Source organism: Candidatus Uabimicrobium amorphum, from assembly GCF_009002475.1.
GTDB classification, from domain to species: Bacteria; Planctomycetota; Uabimicrobiia; order Uabimicrobiales; family Uabimicrobiaceae; genus Uabimicrobium; species Uabimicrobium amorphum.
Genome location: NZ_AP019860.1, coordinates 1303512 through 1323768 on the forward strand (window position 1 = coordinate 1303512; position 20257 = coordinate 1323768).

The following is a 20257-nucleotide window of genomic DNA, read 5'->3' on the forward strand; positions in this document are numbered from 1 at the left end:
ATGCCTCTCCCACGGGAGAGGCGTAACACGTCTGAATTTATTTCCATTTATTTCCATTTGTTTTCTTTGATGCATATCACAAACAAGATTGATTTGTGTTGGTGTGATTCTCCTCAGTGTTGGTGCCCTCACCATCGAATTTAGGGTTTTAGCTTCGCTAAAAGCCTGAATTCTCATGCCTCTCCCACGGGAGAGGCGTAACACGTCTGAATTTATTTCCATTTGTTTTCTTTGATGCATATCATAGATACAACATTAATCAAAAGATTGTATTACATCACTACTTTCGACCCGCAACTCAAGTGAATTTAGTTTTTTACAAAAGAGAAGCATTACACCTCTCCCTGTGGGAGAGGTATGAGAATAGTAGCTTACAGCGCAGCTGTAACTGCTAATTCGATGGCGAGGGCACCAACATGGAAGTGCTAAATCTATACGGAAAACTTCCTACATCTTAGGCGGTTTCACCTCGCGAACAATCGCTCCGTGCTTTTCACTTAGAATTAAAATGGAAAACATTTGTACGCGGTCGAGATTATCCGTACTCAATGACGCATAGTCAAAACGTCCACGTAAATCTGTATAGCCATCCTTGTAAAACTGCACAGTGCCATCGTTATATTTGGCATAAACCTTCACATATACTTTCTTTAGCATGCTGTTGCTCTTGGCATCGCGGACTTGCAATTGACCGTAGTTTTGTGCAACGTGCAATTTCAGATTATGTGGGTAATACGCCTGCGCTTTGGTTTTTCCTCCAGCGACAACTTCGACCAATACATTTTGCTCCACGTATTTTTGTGGTAAGGCATGGGTCATTTTCTGTTGTTTTTTGTCCAAAGAAATTTTCTGTGTGCTGTTTGGGTGAATGATCGAAAATTGATCCGCAGTACTTTTTACAAAAGGATTACGCGAAAACAACAATTCAAGGTCCATTGGGTAATAGTTCACTTGGCAGTCAGCGATGTTGTGATACTGTAAGCGTATTTGACGCTGTTCGATGACAAAATCAAAGTCCTGAGTGTTTTTCACCACATCTTCCTTTTTGCCTTCTTGCTTTTGTTGTTTCGCTTCACTACTTTCTAATTCATCGATCTGCGCCAAAACGTCGCTAAAAAATGCCCGCCATCTTTCAACGGGGTAATTCTTATATTTATTTGCAATTTCTTTGGCGTTTTGCGGTTTTTCCAAATAGAAAGCCATGTAGCTTTGTAGGTAATCGTACTGAATTTGCGTTTCCAATTTTTGGTGATCAACGCGTTGCAGTATTGCAAGTACATCGTCCACGCGATCCTGAAGTAGCAAATACATTGCACAAGTCAATAGATCTTCATCACTTAGATTTGGTCGATAACGCATGTATTTCATAAAGTCTTGATATTGAATAAAAAATTGTTGGTTGAGAATTTGGCGTTTGCTGCCAAGTTGGTTGACGCGTGGATGAACTAGCGGCCAATATTCGCGATGTTGGTAACGATGTCGTTCCACGGGATTGACACTTAAGAGCTGTGAGTCAATGTAATCCCCACAACCATTTGCGTATGATGTGTGCGGCAAATATTGGCGAATGACTTGCGGATCGTTATGCTTTAGGGAGTATGACCACAGTGTATTGTTGTATGCTTGGCGTTGTTGTAAGATCGCTATAGCGCGCGAAAAGAACGACGCGTCTTTCATGCGAAATGCAATCAGTTGCAAATCGATACGCGAAAGATTCTCGGTACGCAGATAACGAATTACCTCGTCTTGTGTGGCATGCTGGGAAATATAGTCCCAAGAAGTAGTGTCTTGTTGAGAAAGCACCTTGACTACTTTGAACGCCTGTGGTTTTTCATGAGCAATGATGGTTTCATTTTCTGAAATATGTACAGGGTAAAGTGCAAAGTTTCCGCTGAATGGGAAGTAAAAATAATATTTAATCGCCTCGGTTGCGTATGGATTTAACTCATAATATCGACTCTCCGCGACAAAACCACGGTGGATAGGTATGGCTCCTTGAGGAATTTGCATCAGCACGTTGATTTTTCTTTTCCGTGAGGTTGGATTGGTAATGATAATTTGGCATCCATAAACTTTGCCCACTTGAAATTCACCGTCGATGAAGTTTTCCACACGTTGGTTGTCCACATAGATGTAGGGATTGCTTTGTGGGAAAAAACGTTGACGTGTTAGAATAGAGTTTTTGTTTTTTACTGTTGATTTTTGAATCTGTTGATGAAAGACAATCACAGCGCTTCCTGGAGAAAGAGTCATTTTCTCCTTGATGTATTCCACTTGGTGTTTCTTGGCGGTAAATGGAAGATCGAGAACCGCGAGTGCAAACATCATTTCGCTAAAATTTTGCGTTGCTTCGATAAAATTGCCCGACAAAAAAGGACCTTGGCGGTGTGCGGCATAATCACGCCAGAAGTTGTTGACGCGAATAAGAGAAGCCACTTGCTCTTCTATTCTTCTGTGGTAGTAATTGTTCTCTACCCACTCTTTCGTTTTTTCAGGACCGCGATAAAAGGAACGCGTGGTTTTTCTGCGTTTTTCGTCGCGTTTGCGGTCTACATCTATGTCTTTTTCCGAAAAAGCGGGACCGTCGGTAGGCTCGTTAACTTCGTTATCATCCCATTCGCCCTCTTCGCCAGAATCATCGCCTGCGCCGTCGTCCCAGTCGTCGTCACTATCTCCTTCATCATCCCCCCACTCATCGCCAGCTTCCTCGGCTTCATCCATAGCTTCTTCTTCGGAATACTCTTCGCTTTCTTTTTCTTCGTCGTATTCCGTGGCGTCGGGCAAAGGTTTTTTGTCGGTAACTTCGTCCAAAGCACGATCTAAACCTAAGTCGTCTTGTGTGGTGAGTGAACTCAGTTGAATTGCGGTGCGGTATCTACGATTTAAATCATCGACATTTACATTGCGTAGTAAGTTTACGTCATTGATTTGACGAAAAATATTTGTGCCGTTGTGCCTTTGACCAAGCAAGATACGTTCTACGACATTTAGGCGATGAAAATGCCATGGTTTTAAGTACTTCTTAAGATCATTTTCTAATAACCAATGATCGATAAATGTTTTGTGTTTTTTGTTTTTTAAATATGGCTTGATCACATTGTTAAAATATTTTCGATCTTTTTGGTAAAGGAAAAAATTTAACTCGTGACATGCGTGCTCGGAGTACAAACGATTTTTTTCTTTTGTATCGAGCTGTGGCCAGCGTAATACAAAGTCGAATTTTTGTAAATGTTCATTTTTGGTGAGAACCGAAAACAGACTATGTACTTTCTGTAGAGAGTCGTATACCTCTATTTTACTAGTGGTGATGTCGTTAATATTGAACAAACGTCCCGACAACACTGCGGTGGTTTCTTTGCGTTCCGCAAAATGCGTTTCGCGATCGAAGGATTGCGCCAAACGCAAATCGCGAAAATGATCTTTATCTCGTGCAAGTCCCCATTCTCTGTACACAATGTCGTCGTGGTCAACAGCAACAACGTGTATATGTTGGCGCGGTTGTAATGTAGATACGGTCAATTCAACAACACCATTTTTATCTGGTTTTAGATTGGCGAGAACTAGCGAAGCATTTTGCAAGAAATCAAAATTGCTGTATGCGCTATTTGATTGTCGCCTATCATAAGGTGCTCCGGTGTGTATGATGCCAGAACCGTTTCGTGTTCCATACAAAGGTTTGTGAATATCTCCCCATCTTTCGCCACTTTCTGCTGTTTGCTGTGTGGTGTGTGTGTCGCGAAGTGACCATGGGTTTAATAATAAGCTGGGTCTTGCTAAACTATTTCCCGGGTATTTTTTGGCATACTTGCGATTCAAAATATAGCGGTACTCGTCTCCAATATTGCGCCCTGACAAATAGATCGAAATGGGTTGTTGTATATTTCTACTTTGTGGAGTAGCACTGTATACACCTCCAAAAACACTAAAGATATCCATTTCCGGGACAAAGTGTGTTGCAATAATGTGAACGCGCGTATTTTTTTGATGGTTGCGCAATTGTACACGCAATTTATTTTTTTGTTGTGTGATGTTTACGATGTGTAACGGATTGCGATTACGTAGTTCTAGGTAACGTTTTGCACTCACAACTGTATGGTGTTTTTTGGAGCCCGTTGCCACGCGGATGGTAATGCGTTGTCGCGCTTTTTTTAGCCACAAATGATAGTCACCTGCGGATAAATTTTCTATTTGCAAGAAGCCGTTTTTTTGCGAAACATTTGCGTTTTTTTCGCTAACGAACGTTCCGTTACGCAATTCGAGAAGCGAACATATGTCGCGCGTATTGGTGTGATCGTCCAGAATGGGCAGCGATAGTTTTTCCCCGGTGGCGATGTGTAAGGTCTGTGGATAAGAACGTTTGTCATTGTGTAAATACCAATGATGTGTGACATTGTCTGCACCAGAAGCAGAAACGGTTTGGATATTTTGCAGTTTTCCCAGGTCCACGTGACCATTTTTGTTTGTTTGCAATGTAACATGAATGGTATTTGTAAAGTGGCGATGTTGACACTTTATTTTTACAATGCGTTTTTCGCGAGCTTCGCCGGTTTTTCCCAATACTTGCAGTATGTATTTTTTGCCAACGCGCCGTAAGAAAAGATCTTCGACGTTGTATGTTGAATCAATGGAGTTTATTTGGTGGGAAATTTTGCGCGAAAGATTCTCTTTGCTACCTTTGCTGATATTTTCTACTTTTCCCGATAGTGTGACGGTAATTTTCTGAAGTTTCTCTGGCACTTTAAAAGTATATGTGGTTTCTGCGGAGTCGCTTAGTTTGAAATCTTTTATGTCTTGTGTATTTTGAATTCCGTCGCGGTTTGTCGTTTCGATTTGTAAAGTAACGTCTTCAAGCAATGAAATACTAATGGGATTGTTATTAACGTAAAGTCTTGGGCGTACTATGATTTGACATGACTTTTGGCGCAGTAATTGTTCGCGATCGATGTAGATACCCGCTGAAAATTTGTAATTCTCTGCCTGGTGCTGAAAAGTCTTTAGCATCGAAAAATTATTGTGCGACACAATGTACTTTTGTTGTCCCGGTCGCTTGCTAAATGGGATGGTGATCTCTCCATCTTTGTCGGCACTAAATAGGCGATTGCCATAGTGAATTTGCGCTGTCTTTAGCAAATTCTGTTGGTCATCGTAAACAGAAAAAACATGACCTGCAGCACCGACACGCTCTATACACATTAAGTTTCCCTTGCGTATGAGAGCACGACTACTTTTGCCATTACCAATACACTCAATAATATACACACCGGATTTCTGTATGTGTGGAAAATCTAGTGTTTCAATGTGGCGTATTTGCGCTACTTGATGATAACGCATTACTTGCTCGTGGTTGGCGATGAGTCCATCGAGGTCAATCGCAGTGTTTACTTCGTCATTATTTTTTGTGTAGTAGTTTTTTGTGTGCACAACATATGTTTTGACGATGAGGTCTTTTACATTTTTCACGGCTATTTTAAGTTGTACTTTATCGTTTGAACGAAAATATTGCTGGTTATCCACCGTGAATTTTAGATCTACTCTGTTGGTAAGGCGCTGGTAATCCTCTACCGAAAGTAGACTGTACCATTGCTCCTTATCTCCCACACCATTGGTTATTTTACTCTCAGCAAATAATTCCTTGAGTATGGATTCATCTATATAACGGCTGTATTCGTCGTAATTATCTGCTGTTTTGAAAAAATGTAACAAATATTCATTTATGACAGTGTCGTCGCCATCAATGTTTTTCAAACCGGTATCTCTCGAATAATTGGCTTCGGTGTCCGCCTCATATTCGGCATTTTCAAAAAATTCTTCATTGCTATATCCATCATTGCGTGGTAGTTTTATGTAGCTCATAAAGAGAGCTTTGGGATATTTTCCTTGGCGTAGGTTGAGTAACAGATAGTTGTATAAAATATGGGCTTTTAACGAATTTTGCGCGGGGGGAAGTTTTTTGGCAAACTTCCATAGCTTGTATAGATAACTTCTGTGTTCATTGTCATCTTGTTGCCAGTTACTATCTGCGTGTGGGTGTAATTTTCGAATGTAGGTTTGGATAAATGTATTGTTGTTGATGAGTTGCGGCATACGTTTTAAGCATTCTTCAAGTTGTTTTAATAGCAACTTGCTATGTATTTTTAAAGAACCAAAGCCTCTACTGTAACGATACTGTAAATCTTCGACGACAAGTGCTGGCAAACGTTCGTGATCGGGATATGTCAGGTTTTTTAACATATGACGTCGTGCATTAGGAGAAAGATTTTCATTCACAAAGAATTCCCAAGAACTGTTGTGAATCTGCCTGTATCTGCGTTGCGCCAAGGCATATTTAAACAACTTTTCCGTCGCAATAAGATTTTGATTTAAAGAACTCGGATATTGAACCTTTGTCGCCACCTGACGTTTTTGGTGATCAAAAGAAATTCCCAATGTTTCTACAATATGTTGCAGTGATTCTTGCGGATTCTTTTCATAATCCAAAAGAGCTTGGCGATTTTCAATTTCGCGTACTTGCGAAGTGGTTCCGTAATTTTCGATCCACTTTGTTAGTATTTCTTTTACCTTGGGATATTGTTTTTGCTGTTGATAATAGAGAGCATGGTAATAGTAATACTCCTTTGTACCAGGAATGAGTTGTTTTAGGGATTCGCTGCGGTCTTTCTGTAAATTAAACCACTCATCAAATCCGATTTCATTCGCGGCGAGAAAAGAACAACAAAGCAATAATAAAATGTACTTCATGGCGTTCCTTACATAAAATAATGAATAGGTGTTATGACACACCCGAGGTAGATGTAACTTTTTAGGCTTGAAATATTATGTCGGTAACATACGTGTTGAAAAAATTTTGTGATTTGACTTTATATGAATTATATGAAATTCTTAAAGTAAGGCAAGAAGTGTTTGTGATTGAACAACAATGCTTCTATCTGGATTTAGATGATAAAGATCAGGAATCAATACACTTGCAAGGAATATATAACGAAAAGCTAGTGAGTTATCTGCGGATCATTCCAGAAAAAGATAAAGTGAAAATTGGTCGCGTGATTACGCGTAAGGAGATGCGCGGAAAAAAGATTGCGCGAGCAATGATGGACCACGCGCTACAAAAAATTGCGCAGATGTTTCCCGAACAAACATTGGAACTAGCCGCACAAGAGCATCTACAAGATTTCTACAGCTCTTTTGGCTTTGATGCAATCAGTGATCCGTATGATGAAGATGGAATTATGCATGTAGATATGAGGAAAAACAAATGAGATATTTTTGGATTGTTTTATTGTTGTGCGTCTCCTGCCAAGTCGCAGAAAAATCGTATACCCAAGAACAAATTTCCGAGCAAATCGCAGCGTATGAGGAAGAACTCAAGTCGATTGTGTCTTTGGAACTGGCGATGAAGGATTACCAAAAAGGCGAAACTTCGTGGAAAATGTGCAATTATCGCATAGATATGTATATGTACGTACGCAAGCAAAATCGCAAGAAAAATTTACAAGTGGGACCACCTCTATCAGAAAGACCTACCGAACAAGAATTTCGCAAAGCAGAAAGCTACTTATTAGACGCCATCCACGAATGGAAAAAGAAACGCAATTAAGAATTGATTTAAGTTACTTGGTTGATATGACATGCACCAAAGAAAACCAATGGAAACAAATTCAGACGTGTTACGCCTCTCCCGTGGGAGAGGCATGAGACTTGTTGCTTTCAGCGCAGCTGAAATCTACAAGGCGATGGTGAGGGCACCCATTAGGAGATAAACCCACTAATTATTCATAAAGTCCTGCTCTCGCAAACAACGCAAGACATTTTGTGAAAAATGCTTGTGCGACTCCTGCGTGTACTTCACTTGCGTGTAAACCTGTGCTAAGTTTTCCACCCCAGACTCTTCAATCATTTTTCGCAAACGCGGAACGGACATGTAGCGATCCCAACCTTTTGTTTCGCGCTCTTCATAGATGGTTGCAATATCCTCGTCACTATACTTCGTGTATTTCTCGCGATGCACAAGCCCCGACAATGGTAAACGGTCGCGCAATTGTGGTGACTCGTCGGGATAACCCATCACATACCCTACGACGGGAACTACGTTGGGCGGAAGCTCTAAAATTTGCGCAATGGTGTCACAACTTGCGAGAGTCGTTCCCATGTAGCATATGCCAAGACCTTCGGCCTCTGCGGCAAGAGCGACATTTTGCGCCGCAATTGTCGCGTCAATGGCTCCGATCATAAAACTCATTAAGTTATCAAAATTGTCGGCGGCGTCACGTAGTTTTATCCAACGGCGCATACGATGAAAATCACTACAAAAAGTCAGTAGCAACGGCGCTTGAAGTAACATTTCTTGCTCAAAATGAGCCTGAAACAGACTCTGGCGAATTTTTGGATCACTCGTGACCACCACGGACCATGTTTGCATATTTCCCGAGCTGGAAGCACGAAGTCCCGCATGTAAAATTTTTTGTAGGAGTTCTTCAGGAACCTGTGTGCTTTTATACTCACGAATAGATTTATGATTCTCTAAGACTTCAAAAATATCCATTATTGCGTTTACTTTCTTTATGTAATCATTCGGTAACGTAGGTCGTTGAGCCACGATTCGATTTCTGGGGTTAATTCAATGGTGGGAAACGTGAGCTCTTTTTTGGTTTTGTCGCAAAATCCCGCTGTCATCTCATTTTTGGAAAAACAAAAGTACACGTAAGGTTGATCTTGTGATAGTCCATGATGCAGCGCACGAGATAGCATTAAAACCCACATCGATTGTCCTGCACGGAGACATTTGTGATAACCCTTTGCCCGCATAGAATTCATGAAGGCGACGACTTCGTTATAGCATGGGTGGGCACGATATAAATCCTCTACCCAATTCCAGCTATGCACAAATTGTTCCTCCAATCCCTTGAGCTTTTCCAGGTTACCACTACGTCCTGCGCGTGCATGAAGCTTTTTATGTAAGCGACTGACATGAGATTCGTCCATGAATTTCTCCCATAAATCTAGATCCCGATTTGTCGGGATCTGTAGCAAATGTTTACCCACCAGCAGCGAGAATCATCAATTGTCCGCAAAGCCATGCACAATAGGTACCAAGAGCATATCCTAGAACAGCAAGAAGTACACCCACGGGAGCTAAAGCAGGGTCTACAGCAGAGGCAACAACTGGTGCAGACGCCGCGCCGCCAATATTTGCCTGACTACCCACAGCGGTGAAGAAAAACGGTGCGCGAATCAGATAAGAAGTCGTTAGCAGCAAGGTGATATGAAAGAATATTAATACAAAGCCAAGAAAAAACAAATCAGGATTGCGAAAAATGGCAAATAAATCCATTTTCATACCGATGGTGGCTACGAGTACATAGAGAAAAACGGAGCCTATTTTAGAAGCTCCCACGCCTTCCAGTTTTCGCGCTTTGCTAAAAGACAGCAATAGTCCACCTGTTGTCGCAAGAAGTATTGTCCAGAAAAATTCACTTCCCAGATTTATTTCCGCGAGCCATTTGACATTGTTTTTAATATAAGGAGCAAAATAATCTGCGGCAAAGTGAGAAAGAGATGTAATTCCAAAGGCAATACCCGCGACAACCATTAGATCATTTAGGGACGGTATACGCGAATTTTCTGCGTGAAATTTTTCCATTTGTTCGCGAATTTCTTCAATCGCCGTATTATCTGCCTGTAGTTTTTCATCCAGACGCTTGTAATTCGCTGCGCCCAAAAGTAACAGCGCCATCCATAGGTTTGCGACAAGTATGTCGACCGTGGTCATTGCGGAAAAAATTTCATTGTCGACACGAAAGGTCTCTTTCATCGCCGTTTGGTTCGCACCACCACCGATCCAGCTTCCGATTAATGTTGTCATACCTCTGGCAATATCTTGTGACTTAATGTCGCGATATACGTTCACTCCACCGTCTTCACCAACCAACAAATACGGACCGATTACGATATGGAGTATACCTTCTTTTTCATTAAAAATGTCATAGTCGTTGATCACTAAGTTATGTTTGCTCAATTCGAAAACAAGAGTTTTGCGGTTTTCAAAAAAGTCAATACGCTCTTTTAATTTAACTTTGAACTTAGAACCGTTGGCGTCCACGTGTAGAAAACCATCGCGTTGTTCGACAACACATTTTTGTTCTGTAATGCGCCAGCGATTGTCACCAATTTTTTCAATAGAAGCGTTTTCACTAATCGGACGTTTTTTCTTTGCGAAAGCGTCACACAGTTTTTTTGATGGCGAGGAAAGTGTCAGTTCGTTTTTATATTCAGGTGAAAGATGAAATGCGTACAGCTGTTCCAGAGTTTGTGGAGAAACCCAACCGATGAACATGATGGTAAGTGGCCCGCCAACTACAATACTAAAGGTAGCAACAAAAAACATAATGAGCGCTTTGGGACCTAACTGCAACGTACTTTTTAAATCAATACTGAGTGTAAGAAGTACTAAACTTGCAGGAAGAAGATAACGCGACGCGACATAGTATAAACTAGAATCGGAAATATCGACGATTCCAGTAGTTGTTAGTACAGAGGGAATAAAATAACACAATAATAGCGAAGGGACATATGTATAGAATTTTTGCCAAAAATTATTCTTACTTTTTGCGGTGTAAAAAATAAAAGCAAGAATAACCATTAGCATTCCAAAAATGACATCATCGTTGGTGATCGGAAACATAAATGGGCTCCATAACGACAAAATTAAAATACAAAATGGAGTGCAGCACGCGGCACATCACATGAAAATTATAGAAGTATTTTAAGGTATTTTCTTATTTTCATTACTTTTTCTAATGTTATTCTTAGATGTTTTATAAGGTCAGGTGTGATACAAGGTATATTTTTTCTTGGATCGATCGATCTTACTAACCAATCACACTCGAAAATAGTGGCTAAGCAGTTCTGAAAAATTTAGTTGCATAGATGTTTATTTTTTATAACATATATAACCATGAAAAACTTTTTATTAATAAAATTTCTTATTTTTCAAGAATAGTTTATTGATAAAGGTTTGTGGGGTTAAGAGTTTTATCAGAAGAATTTGTCGAATCTCTAAATATTTCGGGTAATTTACACTTGAGAAACATAAGTGCGAACGAACTATATGCAAGTTATGCGCCAATGTGTTTATGTATTCGATTGTAAAATCGATGACATCCTCATTTCACACAAGTTCTGTCTACAGACTATAATTTTTTTTTCGTAAAATTCAAAAAGAAAATGATATTTAAAGAGTGCGGTCGAAATAATTTGCGTATTTCTATCCACATCTCTCACGTCGGATTGTATGCCAAATACACCGGGAAAATTTCACAATGTGATTATAAAAAATGGTAGAAGAAAACATGAAAGAGAACACTGAAGTTGCCAAAGAGTTTAAAGATGCTTTCGAAGCATTGTGCAAGGAAATTGGTAAGGTAATCGTTGGTCATGACGAAATAGTCGAAAATGTACTCATATGTCTTTTTGCCGGGGGAAACGTTCTACTAGAAGGGGTTCCTGGTTTGGGTAAAACGATGTTGGTACGCACTCTTTCCGAGGTTCTTGATCTTCCTTTTTCGCGTATTCAGTTCACACCTGACTTGATGCCGGCAGACATTGTGGGAACCAATCTAATCACAGAAGATCGTCAATTCAAATTTCAACCGGGACCTATTTTTTCCAATATTGTTCTTGCCGATGAGATTAACCGTGCTACCCCGAAAACGCAATCTGCGTTACTTGAGTGTATGCAGGAAAAAAGTGTAACGGTCGGTGGTACAATTCATCAACTCGATCGACCATTTTTTGTTCTCGGAACACAGAACCCTTTAGAAATGGAAGGTACATATCCGTTACCGGAAGCACAACTCGATAGATTTTTGTTTAAACTTTTGGTTTCCTTCCCTTCCCGTGAGGATTTAAATGAAATTTTACTCCGCACCACAGAAAAAGTAGAAGTCACACCGCAAAAAATTGCGAAGCAAGAAGATATAAAAAAATGGATGGACGTGGTTCGCGATGTTTATGTGGCACCACACGTAAGGGATTACGCTTCGCGTTTACTTCTTGCTACACATCCGGGATCGACATATGCTAGTGAAAAAACAAATCGTTTTGTGCGTTTTGGTTCTTCACCTCGTGGAGGACAGGCGCTCATTCGTTCGGCAAAAATTAAAGCACTGATACAAGGGCGGTACAACGCTAGTTTTGATGACGTCGCACAAAGTGCTATTCCCGCGTTACGTCACCGTATGATTTTAAATTTCGAAGGCGAAGCGGAAAGAATTTCTACAGATACTATCGTCGAAGATATTCTCGAACATGTGAAAAGAGACGAAGGCTCGAGTAAGAAATGAGCGAACAAAAACTCTTAGATCCTGATTTTATGAGAACACTGGAAAACATGTCTTTTGTATCACGCAAAGTTTTCCGTGGCTTACTCAAGGGAGAACGGCGTAGTAAAAAAAAGGGAATATCCATTGAATTTGCTGATTATCGCGAATACGTTCCTGGGGATGATTTGCGCTTTTTAGATTGGAATATTCTCGGACGACTCAATAAACTTTTATTGAGATTATTTCAAGAAGAAGAAGACCTTAATTTATATTTTTTGATCGACAACTCAAAATCCATGAGTTTTGGCTCGCCAACAAAATACACATATGCAAAAAAGATCGCCGCGTCTTTGGGTTATATAGCTTTAAATAATTTAGACCGCATTGCTGTGGGAATTTTTGATCGCGAATTAAAACATATCTATCCATTATCTCGTGGAAAAAAACATGTATGGAAATTACTAAACTTTTTGGAGAATGCTCCTGAAGGTGGCGAGACCGACATGCACAATGCTTTTCGCGCTTTTCCCATCCGTTTTCGGCATAGCGGTATCGTCGTAATTATATCTGATTTTCTTGATGTACAAGGGTTAGAAAAAGCGTATAAGTTTTTTTCTCCACGAAGTTATGAAGTGATTGCAATACAAGTTCTCGCTGAAGAAGAGATAGAACCAACCTTAACCGGAGATATTAAACTTGTTGATTCAGAAAATGGTGCAACTACAGACTTAAGCATAAGCGCTGATTTATTACAGCGCTATCAATTTGTGCTCAGTGGTTTTATGCAACAACTTTCCGATTACTGTAGTCGCAATGGCATATTTTACTTATATACATCAAACCAGGCACCGATAGAAGATTTGCTACTCAGGTACTTAAAGAAGCTGGGCATTGTAAAGTAGGGTACTACATGGGGTGGTTAGAAAATTTAGAAAAAGAGTGCAGTGAGCTCCAAGAGCAAATAAATAAACTGTATTCTGTCATTAAAAGCCTTGTTCAGGAAGGTGCGCCGCAAAAACAAATCGATCACTTGCAGAGTTTATTTAGCGGATTTATTAACCAAGTACAAATTACCTCCTGGGAAATAAAGGGATGGCGTAAGCTAGACGAAAATGAATACAGCGAGGCTGCGGATTGGTTCTACAAGGGTTTGAATCGCTTGTATTCCATACCAAATAGTCAGGTTCGCATACAAAAAGAAATTAGTATTTGTTTGGGATTGGGGAAGTGTCACATTGTGACCAAAGGCTACGAGGCTGATGAGGTAAAGAAGGTTTATCAAAGGCTTTTTGATATTACCGATGATAAGGTGGTGGGAAAATTTTTGGCCTTGCGTGGCTTGTGGGCACATCAGGTGATGAAGGGCCAAACAAACGAAAGTTACCAAACGTCAAAAGAGCTTTTTGCCATCGCAAACGAGTTGGAGCACCCACTATTGGTAATTGAATCGCATATGACCCAAGCATTTCCTCTGTTTATTATGGCTGCGTGGGATCAGGCCAAATTTCATTTACAAAAAGCTTTGCAAGTGTGCATGCAAAACAAAAATAATATCCCACGAGATTTTTCTTTGGAAAATCCACTATTGTTGGTTCTGGGATTAACAGGGTTTAGCTCTGCGTATCGTGGATATTTGGACAAAGCTTTGAAACAAATTCAGTTTTCGTATGAATTTGCCAAGCAAATTATGACACCATATAATGTGGCTTTGGCACTGTTTTTTATGGCGCGTATTCACCAAATTAGACGTGATATACCCAAGACAATTCATTTTGCAGCCCGTGGGGTAAAGTGGTCAAAGAATCATGGAATTTCCTTATGGAAAAATATTTCACAAGTCATACTAGGCTGGGCACTTATACACAACAAAAGTAAAGATGAAGGTTTAATGTTAATCGAGAATTCTCTAGTCGCACTAGAAGAATTTAAAGTGACATTGCACAAACCTTTTTTATTGAGTATATTGGCAGACAGCTATCATAAAATAGGTCTACATGAAGAAGCATGCGAAACAATAGAGAATGCGTGGAACGCCATCGAGGATGGAAATCAACAAATATATAAAATAGAAGTACTACAACTAAAGGGCGAAATTTTATTGAGTGATAGTCTCAAACTCAACGAAGCAGTAAACTGTTTTCACCAAGCGCGAAAACTCGCCATTAATTATGATATGCGTTTATTTGAGCTTCGCTCTCTATCCAGTTTAACAAAACATACACCTCGCGAACAGTCCGTAAAACTAAAGGAAGAGTTACATAAACTGTACATGTCGTTCGATGAAGGCTTTGAGACACTGTTTCTTCGAGAGGCAAAATCGCTAATTGACTAGGTATTCCGTTTTATAGTCAACAACACACGAAAACAACATTTTTCACATCTTGTAAAGGAAGTAAAATGGAAGATATTTATGATGATGAAAGAGGTTTGCGCATTCAAACAACAATGAAACAAATGGATGATTTAGATGTTTTGTTTTTTGATGTAACAGGGTCCATAGATACGCACACTTGTAGTATCCATTTGTTGGATAACATCATTTCGCTGAAAGTGCAAGAAGCAGATGTAAAGTATGTGGCTTTTAACATGGCGGAATTAAATCATATCAACTCCACTGGTATAGGCTTTCTTATTAAACTAGCCGACAATCTAAAAAATGACAAAGACGGTACAATCTTTATGAGAAACATTGATGAGGACAAAGAGCACTTATTTGACATGATGGGATTATGGCGTCTTTTTGTTAAGATAGATGCCGACCAAGATATCGCGGATCACTTACAGGCTTCATAGGCTAAACGAAATTATAAAAGGATAAAAAATGGAAAAATTTGTTGAACTAGAGCATTTCGAATTAGATGCAGATTCGATACAAATGTTACCGTATAAGTTTTGTGTCGAAAACCGCCTGGTAATTCTCAACAAAGTGAATATTCATTCTCCTGACCCGATTACTTTGGGGGTGATTGATGATGCAAATCAAGAGTTACTTGCCGAAGTAAAGGCGATGTTGAACCACTCGATTAAAGCGGTAAGACTGAATGCCTATGAAATCCAAAAAGCCATAGATATTGGTTATGGTGTGCATAAAAAAGAAGATTTTGACTACACCCTTACTTTGAATCCTATTTCGACTATTTCATATGACCCCGACGCGCCGATGAGTAAAACCATCAATGAAATTTTAGGAAAAGCGATTGCTCTGGGGGCAAGTGATATCCACATCGAAACGTATCCCGATGACATAGATGTGCGTTTTCGTGTCGATGGCATGTTACACCAAATAAACCATCCTTTAAGTAAAGCAAATATCCGCACGGCGATTTCTCGATTGCGCATTTTGGCAAACCTCGACGTTACCGAACATCGTTTTGCCCAAGATGGTCGCATTAACTCCGTATACGAAGAAGGAGGCGAACGCGTTATTGATTTTCGCGTCTCTATCGTTCCCGGACCATTTGGCCTTGACGCGGTTATGCGTGTACTTGACAGCTCGCGAGCCATTGTTGGACTGGATAAACTTGGTCTTAACGCACAACAAAAGCAAGATTTTGAAAATCTAGTGAGTAGTCCCGAAGGTCTTGTTTTAGTTGCGGGCCCTACAGGATGTGGAAAAACAACAACGCTGTATTCTGCTCTTCATCACATAAATACCACGCAAAATAAAGTGGTGACAGTGGAAGATCCCATTGAGTATATTTTTGCCAAAACCAACCAGAAACAAATCAATGCGGACATGGGTTTTGCAGACTATGTGCGTGCCTTTTTGCGTCAAAACCCCGATGTGATTATGATCGGTGAAATTCGCGATGAAGAGACGGCGGAAGTGGCGTTTCGCGCAGCGCAAACGGGGCACCTCGTTCTAAGTACTATTCACGCGATAGATAGTGTACGTGGATTCTCGCGATTAAAGACACTCAATGTCGACTCAAGTGTCATTTCAGCGTGTTTGCTGGGGATTTTATCGCAACGCTTGGTACGTAAACTGTGCCCAGTTTGTAAAGATGTCGGAGAACCTTCTGATGAACTCAAAGCAAAACTACGCCTACCCCACGATGAGCAATTTTATCACGCGGTGGGTTGCGAACATTGCGATGGCATTGGCTACAAAGGACGTACCGGAATATATGAGTTATTTGCCGTAAATGACGCACTTGCGGAATTGATTAACATGGAAGCTTCGACTCAAGAAATAAGATCTACCGCACGAGAAATGGGGCTGAAATCATTATTGGAAGACGCGCTACCTAAGGCGAGAAAAGGCATTACTAGCCTAGACGAACTTCTTAGAGTTATTCCTTATCGGATTATTGCCATGGAAAGGTAACAATGTCTGATCGACAACCAGAGAAAAAAATAGTGAAAACAATTGCCGTAATTGCTTTTGTCGGCATTGGCTTACAAACATTATATCTTTTTTTCTATGTCGTTGCGAAAAATGATGTGCAAAGTTTGCTCGATTTGCAACAAGTAGAATCTATAGAGCAGTATAAAACGACAAATATGAAAGTATGGTTGATGGACACCGACGTGTCCATTCAAAATCTTATTGCGTTTTCATTTTGTGTGGTGTGCAAAGAATTTGATCACGGTTTGCATATTCGTTGGACACTGATACCGTTTCGATCGGTCGAAATCGACAAACAGGTTCTTTCTGAAGAACAGGTCGAAACGATAAAACGCAAATTATTTTTCATAGACGAAGAATGAAAGAAACCATCCATTGCTGATAAAATAACATCGGCGATGGATGTTTTTTTTTGTAGATAGGGGATTAAAATGAAAAAATTTTGTGTATTTCTATGTATGTTTATGGCCGGATGTGCAACTGGTTTTGATCGTTCGGACTTAAATAGACGTCTGTCGCAACAAGTAAAGATTTCGGAAAAAGATGCCGAAATTGAATCGCTTTTTGAAAGACGCCCACTGGCAAATCTACCGGTGAAAGTAGCGATTGCCTTAAATACGTCGCACTGGAACGAAGACGATAAGAACAAAATACTTGCTGTTGGTGATGAGTTGGTAAGTCAAGGTGTGGCCACGGATGTTGTCTTACTTCCACAGATGGTAATGGCCGATAGAAATTTGCGTACGATTCGTCTCGCAGCAGCGCGTTACCAAGCGGATGTGGTATTTGTGATTTCCTCAATCAACGATCTCGATCGCTATTATAATCCACTGTCGGTGTTATATATCACCATCGTCGGAGCATGGGTGATCCCTGGTTCGCATATCGACAGTTTGTATATTGCGGAAGGAACATTGTTTGATGTGCGTAACGAGTACATTTATTTTTCCGTTCACGCAGAAGGCGAAGGCTCTACTTGGGGACCAGGGGCAATCATTGAGGCGAACGATGCCATCAAAAGAGCCAAAACTAGATGCGTGGAAAAATTTGCCACGTCTCTACGAGAACAATCGCAGAAAATATTGCTAGACACTATTCGGTAGTGATCTATGATCGCTTTATCGATAGACCCTGTGAATCGCGAAGAGTTGCATTATATTTTGCACAATGCGCAAGAAGCGTTGCAGCTTAAACTGGAACTTGATTACTTACGCGATAAGTTTTGGAAACCAGAAAGTTTGCAACTGATCAATATTTGAAGGAAATACTTACTCCACAAAGGCAAAATTGCAAAAACAGCAGAGACTGCCGGCGTTGGTACACCTCAAATCCATAAACTCATGGCCAAATACAACATCCGTAAGGAAGACTTTAAAATTTAATTCTAAAAGGGAGAAAATATATGGAGGATCAGGTTGTTCTAGCTACCTTTGCATCGAGCATTGTTTTAGGAATTTTATTTATCCAGCTTGCTCACCAACTGCACATATCTTCTATTGTCATTTTGTTACTGGGAGGGATTGTCGCTGGCCCTGCATGCCTGGGGCTTGTGCAACCTCAAAGTTTTAGCCATGAGGCACTTAAAACAATTGTCGCCTTAGCCGTCGGTTTAATTTTATTTGAAGGTGGACTAACGCTCAACATTCGCGAATATCGCAGAGTATCAAGAGAAATAAAGGGGCTTTTGACTGTTGGTGTCATCATCACCTGGTTGGGATGTGCTTGCTGCATTCGCTTTTTATTTCCCCAATTTAACTGGGATTTTTGTTTTCTTACTGCCAGTTTGGTCATCGTAACAGGTCCTACTGTCATCGGTCCGATTTTAAAAAGGATTCACGCGAAGAAAAACCTCAGCAACATATTGCACTGGGAAGGTATTTTGATAGATCCTATCGGTGTTTTTATCGCCTTGCTCTGTTATGAATGGATGATCAGCGGTGGTGACCATGCGATACCGCTACTTCTAAAGAGAGTGGCAGTAGGTGTTGTTTTTGGACTAATTAGTGGCGGACTTATTTCGTTTGTTGTACGAAAATCGTGGATTGAGTCTGACAAACTCAACGGTTTTGTCCTCGCGTTCGCCATCGCCACTTTTACACTAAGCGAATTCGTCGCCCATGAAAGTGGTTTGTTAAGCGTCATTATTTCGGGGTTTTTAATTGGCTACTTTTTTGACAAAGAGCGGTTCCATCAAGTCAAGATTTATAAAGAGCAATTGATCGAAATCCTAATCGGGATGCTGTTTGTGCTTTTGGCGGCCAACCTCGATATTTCTTCGTTTAAAAATTACGGTTGGCAACTTTACGCAGTGGTGCTGATGTTGATTTTTATCGTGCGTCCGGTGAATGTTTTTCTCTCCACGTTGGGTTCGCAACTTGTTTTGAAGGAAAAACTCTTCTTGTCGTGGATTGCTCCGCGAGGTATTGTAGCTGCGTCCATGGCGTCCCTGTTTGCCATGCGTTTAAAAGGTGATGTTTTTGCACAAAACCAAGTACAGTTTTTGGAGACATTTACCTTTTGTGTCATTATCTGCACGGTACTCATTCAGGGTTTAACGGCAAAATGGGTTGGTCGATCACTAGGGGTTCTTAGTTCGCAACCGTCAGGTTGGCTAATTGTCGGCGCTCACAAAGCTGGACGCGACATTGCTTCTTTTATTCACGCACAGAACATCCCGGTATTTCTCATGGACACCAACCAACGCTGTATCCGTCAGTCGCGCAAGAAAAAGTTAGTGACCATTTGTGAAAACGCTCTATTGGCGCAACCAGAGCAGTACCCACAACTTTATGAAGTGGGCCATGTTTTGGCAATCACTTCTAACGAATCGCTGAATTTACTCATTTGTCAACATTTTAAAAAGCAAATTCCCGATGCAGAATTCTATGCGCACAGTGACAAAGAGCAAGACTATTATAATGTAAATATTGCGAAACCGGTATGGTCGGGACTTCCCGTACAAAGAATTATAAGCCTAGAAGACAATGAACATAAAATTGTCAAACGCAAAAAATTTGCCGCAAAAAGCGATAAACAAAAAAGAAATGTGCTCATTTGCTGTGATGAGGGTAAAATATATCCCTTTTTACCTGAAAATGTTTCGGAAAATTGCCAGGTCTTACAATACAAACAAGAAGATGTTTCTGTAGAATTGAATTTGCAGGAAGAAGCTGTCTTGTACAGTGATGCGAAATCATTGAAGAGCGTTTTGGAAGAAATGCTTGTGCAGATGTTAGAGGACTTTCCACAAATTTCCTCCGAAAGCATTTTGCAAAAGCTCAATGAGGCAAATCAAGAAAACGTTATTTTGTTTCATTATTATGACATTGCCATATACTACTATTATCACGAGGACTTTGAAACGCAAAAAATCGGTATCGCTAAGTTAGAAAATCCTCTGTTGATCTCCAATAGAGAAGCAAAGAGTGTTTTTGTTGTACTTAGCCCTGCCACTTTCTTACAAAGACACTTGGAAACGTCTTCAGATCTTTTGCGCTTTCTTGCTCAAAAGAAAAATCGAAAAGGATTGCGCAACGCAAAGAATCAAAATGAATTGTTACAATTGTTTTTTTGACTTTGCATCAACAAAGGA

At 40.3% G+C, this 20257-nt stretch carries 15 protein-coding genes; 11 read left to right on the top strand and 4 right to left on the bottom strand.

The features are described from left to right. Nucleotides 1-447: 447 nt before the first annotated feature. A complete protein-coding gene (locus UABAM_RS04495; RefSeq protein WP_151966803.1) occupies nt 448-6738 on the bottom strand; it encodes a transcription antitermination NusB family protein in 6291 nt (2096 codons plus the stop codon). Between the two features lie 92 nt (nt 6739-6830). Between UABAM_RS04495 and UABAM_RS04500 the strand changes: the two genes are divergently transcribed. Both UABAM_RS04500 and UABAM_RS04505 read left to right on the top strand, forming a co-directional pair. Beyond that, nucleotides 6831-7256 (top strand): GNAT family N-acetyltransferase, encoded by a 426-nt coding sequence (locus UABAM_RS04500; RefSeq protein WP_173013133.1) that lies wholly within the window; start codon nt 6831-6833, stop codon nt 7254-7256. Beyond that, nucleotides 7253-7594 (top strand): hypothetical protein, encoded by a 342-nt coding sequence (locus tag UABAM_RS04505; protein WP_151966805.1) that lies wholly within the window; start codon nt 7253-7255, stop codon nt 7592-7594. The genes UABAM_RS04500 and UABAM_RS04505 overlap by 4 nt, the downstream gene beginning before the upstream one ends. A gap of 168 nt (nt 7595-7762) precedes the next feature. Here the strand turns inward: UABAM_RS04505 and UABAM_RS04510 are convergent, their stop codons facing one another. Genes UABAM_RS04510 through UABAM_RS33885 form a run of 3 tightly spaced genes read right to left on the bottom strand, consistent with a single transcriptional unit; the run spans nt 7763 to nt 10678 of the window. After that, nucleotides 7763-8539, bottom strand: coding sequence for a nitroreductase family protein (locus UABAM_RS04510; protein WP_151966806.1), 777 nt, complete (start codon nt 8537-8539; stop codon nt 7763-7765). A gap of 17 nt (nt 8540-8556) precedes the next feature. Then, a complete protein-coding gene (locus tag UABAM_RS04515; protein WP_151966807.1) occupies nt 8557-8979 on the bottom strand; it encodes a hypothetical protein in 423 nt (140 codons plus the stop codon). Between the two features lie 52 nt (nt 8980-9031). Continuing rightward, nucleotides 9032-10678, bottom strand: a complete 1647-nt coding sequence (locus UABAM_RS33885; protein ID WP_151966808.1) for a DUF819 family protein — start codon at nt 10676-10678, stop codon at nt 9032-9034. 667 nt (nt 10679-11345) lie between these two features. Here UABAM_RS33885 and UABAM_RS04525 point away from each other — a divergent pair. The 9 genes from UABAM_RS04525 (at nt 11346) to UABAM_RS04560 (ending at nt 20239) form a co-directional block, all read left to right on the top strand. Continuing rightward, nucleotides 11346-12338 (top strand): AAA family ATPase, encoded by a 993-nt coding sequence (locus tag UABAM_RS04525; RefSeq protein ID WP_151966809.1) that lies wholly within the window; start codon nt 11346-11348, stop codon nt 12336-12338. Then, nucleotides 12335-13219: a DUF58 domain-containing protein gene (locus tag UABAM_RS04530; RefSeq protein ID WP_151966810.1), complete on the top strand. Its 885-nt coding sequence runs from the start codon at nt 12335-12337 to the stop codon at nt 13217-13219. The genes UABAM_RS04525 and UABAM_RS04530 overlap by 4 nt, the downstream gene beginning before the upstream one ends. Nucleotides 13220-13227: 8 nt before the next feature. Beyond that, on the top strand, nt 13228-14649 hold the full coding sequence (locus tag UABAM_RS04535) for a hypothetical protein (protein WP_151966811.1): 1422 nt from the start codon (nt 13228-13230) through the stop codon (nt 14647-14649). A gap of 65 nt (nt 14650-14714) precedes the next feature. Then, nucleotides 14715-15110, top strand: a complete 396-nt coding sequence (locus tag UABAM_RS04540; protein WP_151966812.1) for an STAS domain-containing protein — start codon at nt 14715-14717, stop codon at nt 15108-15110. Nucleotides 15111-15138: 28 nt separating this feature from the next. Further along, nucleotides 15139-16644 carry a GspE/PulE family protein gene (locus UABAM_RS04545; protein WP_151966813.1) on the top strand — a complete coding sequence of 502 codons (1506 nt, stop codon included), beginning with the start codon at nt 15139-15141 and terminating at the stop codon, nt 16642-16644. A 2-nt stretch (nt 16645-16646) separates the two neighbouring features. Beyond that, nucleotides 16647-17027 (top strand): hypothetical protein, encoded by a 381-nt coding sequence (locus tag UABAM_RS04550; RefSeq protein ID WP_151966814.1) that lies wholly within the window; start codon nt 16647-16649, stop codon nt 17025-17027. Between the two features lie 69 nt (nt 17028-17096). Further along, entirely contained in the window at nt 17097-17768 is a 672-nt protein-coding gene (locus UABAM_RS04555; RefSeq protein ID WP_151966815.1) for a hypothetical protein, read from the top strand. 6 nt (nt 17769-17774) lie between these two features. Next, the gene (locus tag UABAM_RS33320) at nt 17775-17924 is read left to right on the top strand and encodes a hypothetical protein (RefSeq protein ID WP_173013134.1); all 150 of its coding nucleotides are present in this window, start codon (nt 17775-17777) and stop codon (nt 17922-17924) included. Between the two features lie 143 nt (nt 17925-18067). Further along, nucleotides 18068-20239 (top strand): cation:proton antiporter domain-containing protein, encoded by a 2172-nt coding sequence (locus tag UABAM_RS04560; protein ID WP_151966816.1) that lies wholly within the window; start codon nt 18068-18070, stop codon nt 20237-20239. The last annotated feature ends 18 nt before the right edge of the window (nt 20240-20257 follow it).

Coding starts and splice junctions, on each gene's coding strand:
- UABAM_RS04540 (WP_151966812.1), top strand. CDS start 14,715: ATGGAAGATATTTATGATGATGAAAGAGGTTTGCGCATTCAAACAACA.
- UABAM_RS04530 (WP_151966810.1), top strand. CDS start 12,335: ATGAGCGAACAAAAACTCTTAGATCCTGATTTTATGAGAACACTGGAA.
- UABAM_RS33885 (WP_151966808.1), bottom strand. CDS start 10,678: ATGTTTCCGATCACCAACGATGATGTCATTTTTGGAATGCTAATGGTT.
- UABAM_RS04555 (WP_151966815.1), top strand. CDS start 17,097: ATGAAAAAATTTTGTGTATTTCTATGTATGTTTATGGCCGGATGTGCA.
- UABAM_RS04535 (WP_151966811.1), top strand. CDS start 13,228: ATGGGGTGGTTAGAAAATTTAGAAAAAGAGTGCAGTGAGCTCCAAGAG.
- UABAM_RS04505 (WP_151966805.1), top strand. CDS start 7,253: ATGAGATATTTTTGGATTGTTTTATTGTTGTGCGTCTCCTGCCAAGTC.
- UABAM_RS04495 (WP_151966803.1), bottom strand. CDS start 6,738: ATGAAGTACATTTTATTATTGCTTTGTTGTTCTTTTCTCGCCGCGAAT.
- UABAM_RS04515 (WP_151966807.1), bottom strand. CDS start 8,979: ATGGACGAATCTCATGTCAGTCGCTTACATAAAAAGCTTCATGCACGC.
- UABAM_RS04550 (WP_151966814.1), top strand. CDS start 16,647: ATGTCTGATCGACAACCAGAGAAAAAAATAGTGAAAACAATTGCCGTA.
- UABAM_RS04560 (WP_151966816.1), top strand. CDS start 18,068: ATGGAGGATCAGGTTGTTCTAGCTACCTTTGCATCGAGCATTGTTTTA.
- UABAM_RS33320 (WP_173013134.1), top strand. CDS start 17,775: ATGATCGCTTTATCGATAGACCCTGTGAATCGCGAAGAGTTGCATTAT.
- UABAM_RS04545 (WP_151966813.1), top strand. CDS start 15,139: ATGGAAAAATTTGTTGAACTAGAGCATTTCGAATTAGATGCAGATTCG.
- UABAM_RS04525 (WP_151966809.1), top strand. CDS start 11,346: ATGAAAGAGAACACTGAAGTTGCCAAAGAGTTTAAAGATGCTTTCGAA.
- UABAM_RS04510 (WP_151966806.1), bottom strand. CDS start 8,539: ATGGATATTTTTGAAGTCTTAGAGAATCATAAATCTATTCGTGAGTAT.